Raw genomic sequence first — 7,624 nt, forward strand, 5'->3', positions numbered from 1 at the left:
GCGCGTGATTCCGTCGAATCAGACGGTCTCCGGGAGCTCCTCGAGACCCTCGGCGACCAGCTTCGCCAGACGGTCCAGGGCGGCCTCGGCGCCCTCGGCGTCGCTGGAGAGGACGATCTCCTCGCCACCCTGGGCGCCCAGGCCCAGCACGGCCAGCATGGAGCCGGCGTTGACCGGGTTGCCGTCGGCCTTGGCGATCGTCATGGGGACGCCGGCGGCGGTCGCCGCACGGACGAAGATCGACGCAGGACGGGCGTGCAGGCCCTCGGCCCAGCCGACGTTGACGCGGCGCTCAGCCATGGTGTTGCCCTTCAAGTCGTAGAGGTTGTCTAGACCAGTGTCTCACGGTGCCGGAGTGCTCCGGCGCAGCGCTCCCGATGTCCGTGCCCGGCCTTACGCTGGCCCCATGCAGACGACGCCGGCGCAGTCCGGGCCCGAGCACGCGTACCCCACCCACTGGGAAGCCGACGTCGTGCTGCGCGACGGCGGCACCGCGCACCTGCGTCCCATCACCCCCGACGACGCCCAGCGCCTGGTGAGCTTCTACGAGCAGGTCTCGGACGAGTCGAAGTACTACCGCTTCTTCGCCCCCTACCCCCGCCTCTCCGACCGGGACGTGCACCGCTTCACCCATCACGACTACGTCGACCGCGTCGGCCTCGCCGCCACCGTCGGCGGCGAGTTCATCGCCACCGTGCGCTACGACCGCATCGACGGCCGCGGCATGCCCGCCTCCGAGCCCGCCGACGAGGCCGAGGTCGCCTTCCTCGTGCAGGACGCCCACCAGGGCCGCGGCGTCGCCTCCGCCCTCCTGGAGCACATCGCCGCCGTGGCCCGCGAGCGCGCGATCCGGCGCTTCAGCGCCGAGGTGCTGCCCGCCAACACCAAGATGATCAAGGTGTTCACGGACGCGGGCTACACCCAGAAGCGCAGCTTCGAGGACGGCGTCGTCCGCCTCGAACTGGACCTGGAGCCCACCGACCGCTCCCTCGCCGTCCAGCGGGCCCGCGAGCAGCGCGCCGAGGCCCGCTCGGTGCAGCGGCTGCTCGCCCCCGGCTCCGTGGCCGTCATCGGCACCGGCCGCGCGCCGGGCGGCATGGGGCGGGCCGTGCTGCGCAACCTGCTGGCGGGCGGCTTCACCGGGCAGCTCCACGCCGTCAACCACGCCTTCCCCGAGGACGTCACGCGGCTCGACCCCGAGGGCGTGCCGGCCCACCGCTCCGTCCTCGGCATCGACGGGCCCGTCGACCTCGCCGTCGTGGCCGTGCCCGCCGCTCAGGTGCCCTCCGTCGTCGCCGAATGCGGCGAGCACGGCGTCCAGGGCCTCGTCGTCCTCTCCGCCGGGTACGGCGAGAGCGGCGCCGACGGGCGCGAGCGCCAGCGCGAGCTCGTGCGCCAGGCCCGCTCCTACGGGATGCGCATCATCGGGCCCAACGCCTTCGGCCTCATCAACACCGCCGCCGGCGTCCGCCTCAACGCCTCTCTGTCGCCCGAGCTGCCCGCCGCCGGCCGCATAGGCCTCTTCAGCCAGTCCGGGGCCATCGGCATCGCCCTGCTCTCCGGGCTCCACCGGCGAGCCGCAGGTCTCGTCGGCATCTCCACCTTCGTCTCCGCCGGCAACCGCGCGGACGTCTCCGGCAACGACTTCCTGCAGTACTGGCACGACGACCCGGACACCGACCTCGTGCTCATGTACCTGGAGTCCATCGGCACCCCCCGCAAGTTCACCCGCCTCGCGCGGCGCACCGCCGCCCGCAAGCCGGTCGTCGTCGTCAAGGGCGCCCGCCACGGCGGTGCCGCGCCCACCGGGCACGCCGTGCCCACCACCCGGATCCCCGACGCCACCGTCTCCGACCTGCTCCGGCAGGCCGGCGTCATCCGCGTCGACACGGTCACCGAGCTCGCCGACACCGGGCTGCTCCTCGCCTCCCAGCCGCTGCCCGCCGGGCCGCGCGTCGCCATCCTCGGCAACTCCGAGTCCCTCGCCCTGCTCACCTACGACGCCTGCCTCACGGACGGCCTGCGCCCTCAGCCCCCGTACGACCTCACCACCGCCGCCCGGCCCGCCGACTTCCGCAGGGCGCTGGCCGGCGTCCTGGCCGACGAGGAGTGCGACGCCGTCGTCGTCACCGCCATCCCGTGGGTGGGCGACGCCTCCGCGGCGGACCTCGCCCGGGCGCTGCGCGAGGCGGTCGCGGCCTCGCCGGCCGCCAAGCCGGTGACCGTCGTGCACCTGGAGATCCCGGGGCTCGCCGAGGCCCTCGCGGAGCCGGCGGGCGAGGATGCCGGGGGAGCGGAGGGCCCGGCGGCCCCCGCACCCGCCGTGCGGATACCGGCCTACCCCGCCGCCGAGCGGGCCGTCCGGGCGCTCGCCGAGGCCGCGCGGTACGCACGCTGGCGGCGGCAGGCCGCCGAGCCGGGGCGCGTGCCCGAGTACGAGGACATCGACGAGGCCGGCGCCGCCGCCGACATCGGCGTGCTGCTGGAGGCCCACGGAGCCGGCCTGGCGCCGCCGCCCGAGGGCCCGCGGGCGGTCACCCTCTCCGCCCCCGACACCCAGCGGCTCCTCGCCCGGTACGGGATCGCCGTGCTGCCCGCGCTGCCGGCGCCCGACCCCGACGGCGCGGTGCGCGCCGCGCGGCGGCTCGGCTTCCCCGTCGCCCTCAAGCCCACCGCCCCGCACCTGCGCCACCGCGCCGACCTCGGCGGCGTCCGGCTCGACCTGGGCGGCGAAACGGAACTGCGCCGCGCGTACGCCGAGTTGACCGAGCTCCTCGGCAAGCCCGAGGAGACCCGGCTCGTCGTCCAGTCCATGGCTCCGCGCGGGGTCGACACCGTCGTGCGTGCGGCCATCGACCCGGCGGCGGGGGCGGTCCTGTCCTTCGGCCTGGCCGGCGCGCCCTCCCTGCTCCTCGGCGACACGGCCCACCGGCTCGTCCCCGTCACCGACCGCGACGCCGCCGAGCAGATCCGCTCCATCCGCACCGCCCCGCTGCTCTTCGGCTGGCGCGGCACGACGCCCGTCGACACCAGGGCCCTGGAGGAGCTGCTGCTGCGCGTCTCCCGGCTGGTCGACGACCACCCCGAGGTCGTCGGCGCCGACCTGGAGCCGGTGATCGTCGCCCCCCGGGGGGTGCACGTCCTGGGCGCCACCATCCGCCTGGCACCGGCCCCGGCCCGCACGGACCTGGGCCCGCGCAGCCTGCCGGCGGTCTGACAGCAGCAGACCACCGGACTGCACCCGGCCACGCTGCGTGCCCCGGGCGGGGCGATGCCGTCGGCCGGTGCCCCGCCCACGGCTGCGGTGGGTTCGGCACCGCCGGGTTCCGCCGCGGAGGTCTCCCGCCCTCGCGGCGGGAAGGGTGGCGCGGGGCCGGGCCCGGGGGCCCGCGTGTGAGCCCCGTCCCATGCAGCCGGCCTCGGAGAGGCCGGCGCGGGCGCATCGGGCGGTTGGGGCCCGTGGGCCCCTTAGGATGGGCTTATGGCGAAGACCGGTACGACGACCCAAGGGCTGCGCGCGGCGATCGAGCGCAGTGGCTACTACCCGGCCCTCGTGGCCGAGGCGGTGGAGGCCGCAGTGGGCGGGGAGCCGGTCGCGTCGTACCTGGTGCACCAGGAGACGACGTTCGACTCCAACGAGGTGCGCCGCCACGTCACCGTCCTCGTCCTCACCGGCACCCGGTTCATCGTCAGCCACACCGACGAGCAGGCCGCCGACGGCACCTCGCCGTCCCCGTACGCCACCACCTCCACGGAATCCGTGAAGCTGGAGCGGATCTCCTCGGTCGTGCTGAGCCGCGTCGTCGCCAACCCGGAGTCGTACACCCCCGGCACCCTGCCCCGCGAGGTCGTGCTGAACATCGGCTGGGGCGCGGTGTCCCGGATCGACCTGGAGCCCGCCGCCTGCGGCGACCCCAACTGCGACGCGGACCACGGCTACACCGGCTCCTCCACGGCCGACGACCTGAGCCTGCGCGTCAGCGAGGCGGGTGACGGCCCGGACACCGTCCGCCAGGCGCTGGCCTTCGCCCAGGCCCTTTCCGAGGCCACCGCGGCTCCTGCGGCCCCTGCGGCGACCGCCCGCTGATGTCCTCTTCCACGACGGTGGGCTCCGCCTGGCACGAGCCCGTCCCGCTCGACCCCCGCTCCGCCCCGCTGCCCCGCTACGGCACGGGCTCGCTGGCCGACCTGCTGCCCGCGGTCGCGACCGGCATGGGGGTCCCCGGATTCACCACGGGCCTGGAGCTCGCCCCCGCCGACCGCGTGTGCGTCTTCCTGATCGACGGCCTCGGCTGGGAGCTGCTGCGCGCCCACCCCGCCGAGGCGCCGTTCCTGCACTCGCTGATGACCGGTTCGGACAACGGCACCGGCTCGCCCCTGACCGCCGGCTTCCCGTCCACCACGGCGACCTCCCTCGCCTCGGTGGGCACCGGGCTGCCGCCCGGCGCCCACGGCCTGCCCGGCTACACCGTCGCCGACCCGGCCACGGGGCAGCTGATGAACCAGCTGCGCTGGCGGCCCTGGACCGACCCGCACGTCTGGCAGCCGTACCCGACCGTCTTCCAGCTCGCGGACGCGGCCGGGGTGCACACCTGCCAGGTCTCCGCCCCGGACTTCCAGCACACCCCGCTGACGAAGATCGCGCTGAGCGGCGGCACCTTCCACGGCCGGCTCTCCGGCGAGGACCGGATGGACCTCGCCGCCGACCGCCTCGGCGCCGCGGACCGCTCGCTCGTCTACACGTACTACAGCGACCTCGACGGCAAGGGGCACCGCTTCGGCGTCGACTCCGACGAGTGGCGCGGCCAGTTGATGTACGTCGACCGCCTCGCCCAGCGCCTCGCCGAGCAGCTGCCGCCCCGCTCGGCGCTGTACGTCACCGCCGACCACGGCATGATCGACATCCCCTTCGACCCCGAGTCGCGCATCGACTTCGACGAGGACTGGGAGCTGCGCGCGGGCGTCGCCCTGCTCGGCGGCGAGGCCCGCGCCCGCCACGTCTACGCCGTGCCCGGCGCCGCCGCCGACGTGCTCGCGGTGTGGCGGGAGGTGCTCGGCGAGCAGATGTGGATCGCGAGCCGCGACGAGGCGATCGAGGCGGGCTGGTTCGGCCGCCCGGGCGACGGGGTGGACGGCCGCGTCCACGGCCGGATCGGCGACGTGGTCGCGGCCGCCCGCGACGACATCGCGATCGTCGCCACCGAGACCGAGCCGAACGAATCCGCGATGGTGGGGCTGCACGGCTCCATGACGCCCGTGGAGCAGCTGGTGCCGCTCCTCGAAGTGCGTGCCTGACCCCGTAAACCCGCAGTCCCGTAAGTCCGCAGCCCCGTAAGTCCGCAGCCCCCGTACGACCGCGCGCCCTCCTCAACGCCCCGACCTATGAAAGGCATTGGCTTCCCCATGCCCGAGCTGGTGTTCTTCTCCGGAACCATGGACTGCGGAAAGAGCACCCTCGCTCTGCAGATCGAGCACAACCGCTCGACCCGCGGCCTGCAAGGGATGATCTACACCCGGAACGACCGCGCCGGCGAGGGCAAGCTCTCCTCCCGGCTCGGCCTGGTCACCGACTCCGTCGAGGCGGGCGAGGGGTTCGACTTCTACGCGCACATCGTCGCCCACCTCTCGGCGGGCGGCCGCGCCGACTACGTCATCGCCGACGAGGCGCAGTTCCTGGAGCCGGACCAGATCGACCAGCTCGCCCGGATCGTGGACGACCTCGAACTCGACGTCTTCGCCTTCGGCATCACCACCGACTTCCGCACCAAGCTCTTCCCGGGCTCCCAGCGCCTGGTCGAACTCGCCGACCGCATAGAGGTGCTGCAGGTCGAGGCGCTGTGCTGGTGCGGTGCGCGGGCCACGCACAACGCCCGTACGGTGGGCGGGCAGATGGTCGTCGAGGGCGCCCAGGTGGTCGTCGGCGACGTCAACCAGCCCGAGACCGTGGTCGGTTACGAGGTGCTGTGCCGGCGCCACCACCGCCGCCGGCTGACGTCCGCCGCGGCGCGCGCCGCCGCCCTCTCCCCCGACGTGCTGCCCGTCGACCCCGCCCCCGTCAACGGGACGTCCGCAGCAGGGTGAAGACCGCCCCCTCCGGGTCGGTCACGGTGGCCACCCGGCCGGCCGGCGCCTCGTGCGGCGGCCGCAGCACCTGCCCGCCCAGCTCCACCACCCGCAGGGCCGCGGCATCGGTGTCCGCGACCTCGAAGTACGTCATCCAGTGCGGGCCCCGCTCGCGCGGCAGCGCCGCGCCGGCACCCCGGATCGCGGCGACCGGACGGCCGTCGAGCTGCAGCGTGAGGTAGTCCCCGGGGTCGACGTCGCGACCGTCGGGGTCCGCCGGGGAATCCACCGGGGAGCGGGACGAGCGCGCGGCGTCGGCCGGCTTGACCTCGTAGCCGAACAGGGCCCGGTAGAAGCCGGCGACCGCCGATGCCCGGCGGGTCACCAGCTCGTGCCAGGCGGGCGTGCCGGGCACGCCGGTCAGCTGGGCGCCGGTCAGTTTCTGGCCCTGCCACACGCCGAAGGGCGCCCCGGCCGGATCGCTGGCGAGCACCAGCCGCCCCGCGTCCTCCGCGGACAGCGGGCCCACCCCCACCGTGCCGCCGGAGCAGCGGATCCACTCCGCGGCCTCGTCGGCGTCGTCACTGGCGAGATAGGTGGTCCAGGCGGTCGGCAGCCGGCGGCCGGGCGTGAGCTCCCCGAGGCCGGCCACGTCGCGGCCGTCGACCGTGGCGCGCACGTAGGGGCCCAGCTGGCGCGGCCCGGGGCTGTAGAAGGCCCAGCCGAACAGAGCGCCGTAGAAGTCCTGGATCGCCTCCAGGTCGTGCGCCAGGAGACTCGTCCAGCACGGGCTGCCCGGCGCCTGCCGGATCTCCCCCGCTCCTGGCCGTGGGGAGCCCCAAACCTCGGTCATGTCACTCTCTCCTCGGACCATCGTGGTGGCCGCGCGACCCGCGCCGGGCCGCGGCGCGCGGGGGTGGTACGGGACGGGGCACGACCAGATGGTTGCACCACCTGCCGCCACGCGCCCCCCGGCCGCGCCGGGATTCCCGGGTTCCCGCAGGAGAATGCCCGGAATCGCGGGAGCAGTACCGTTCCGGCGTCCGAGCGCGCCCCGGCGAACGGCGGCGCCCAGTATCGATCAGTTGTGCGCCACCTCGCCAGAGGCCCGTTCAACGCACGCCGGACTACGTCAGGATGGGGGCCATGAATGCCATCATCTCCGCAGTCGAACTCATGGACGCGTCGGCCGGCGGGCAGCCGCCCGTCCTGCTGGACGTCCGCTATCAGCTCGGCGGCCCGCCCGGCCGGCCGGAGTACGAGGCGGGGCACATCCCCGGCGCGGTCTACGTGGACCTCGAGAGCGAGCTCGCCGGCCCCCCGGGGAAGCAGGGCAGGCATCCGCTGCCGGGGCTCGGCGAGTTCGGCGCGGCGATGCGCAGGGCGGGCGTCGGCTCCGGCGGGGACGTCGTCGTCTACGACGGCGGGCAGGGCTGGGCGGCCGCGCGGGCCTGGTGGATGCTGCGCTGGGCCGGGCATCCGTCCGTGCGCGTCCTGGACGGGGGCCTGGCGGCCTGGCGGGCGCAGGGCGGGGAGGTCACGGCCGGGCGGACGCCCGCGC

General features: G+C 75.1%; 7 protein-coding genes. 5 read left to right on the top strand and 2 right to left on the bottom strand.

From position 1 onward, the window contains the following. Positions 1 to 18: 18 nt before the first annotated feature. Positions 19 to 300 (bottom strand): HPr family phosphocarrier protein, encoded by a 282-nt coding sequence (locus V7793_RS29390; protein WP_336012066.1) that lies wholly within the window; start codon positions 298 to 300, stop codon positions 19 to 21. Between the two features lie 106 nt (positions 301 to 406). Between V7793_RS29390 and V7793_RS29395 the strand changes: the two genes are divergently transcribed. The 4 genes from V7793_RS29395 to V7793_RS29410 all read left to right on the top strand — a co-directional run bounded on the left by V7793_RS29395 (position 407) and on the right by V7793_RS29410 (position 6,081). After that, entirely contained in the window at positions 407 to 3,217 is a 2,811-nt protein-coding gene (locus V7793_RS29395; protein ID WP_336012069.1) for a bifunctional acetate--CoA ligase family protein/GNAT family N-acetyltransferase, read from the top strand. A gap of 264 nt (positions 3,218 to 3,481) precedes the next feature. Beyond that, positions 3,482 to 4,087 (top strand): DUF5998 family protein, encoded by a 606-nt coding sequence (locus V7793_RS29400; protein ID WP_168091540.1) that lies wholly within the window; start codon positions 3,482 to 3,484, stop codon positions 4,085 to 4,087. Continuing rightward, positions 4,087 to 5,295 (top strand): alkaline phosphatase family protein, encoded by a 1,209-nt coding sequence (locus V7793_RS29405; protein WP_336012072.1) that lies wholly within the window; start codon positions 4,087 to 4,089, stop codon positions 5,293 to 5,295. The genes V7793_RS29400 and V7793_RS29405 overlap by 1 nt, the downstream gene beginning before the upstream one ends. Positions 5,296 to 5,403: 108 nt before the next feature. Continuing rightward, entirely contained in the window at positions 5,404 to 6,081 is a 678-nt protein-coding gene (locus tag V7793_RS29410; protein WP_336012074.1) for a thymidine kinase, read from the top strand. On the opposite strand, the gene V7793_RS29415 is transcribed toward V7793_RS29410, so the two are convergent. After that, entirely contained in the window at positions 6,056 to 6,916 is an 861-nt protein-coding gene (locus V7793_RS29415; protein WP_336012076.1) for a VOC family protein, read from the bottom strand. The two genes, V7793_RS29410 and V7793_RS29415, sit on opposite strands and share 26 nt — an antisense overlap. Before the next feature lie 293 nt (positions 6,917 to 7,209). On the opposite strand from V7793_RS29415, the gene V7793_RS29420 reads away from it, so the two are divergent. Continuing rightward, the coding region (locus V7793_RS29420; RefSeq protein ID WP_336012078.1) for a sulfurtransferase at positions 7,210 to 7,624 on the top strand (415 nt) is incomplete at its 3' end.

It is taken from the genome of Streptomyces sp. KLMMK, from assembly GCF_036961605.1.
GTDB lineage: Bacteria > Actinomycetota > Actinomycetes > Streptomycetales > Streptomycetaceae > Streptomyces > Streptomyces telluris.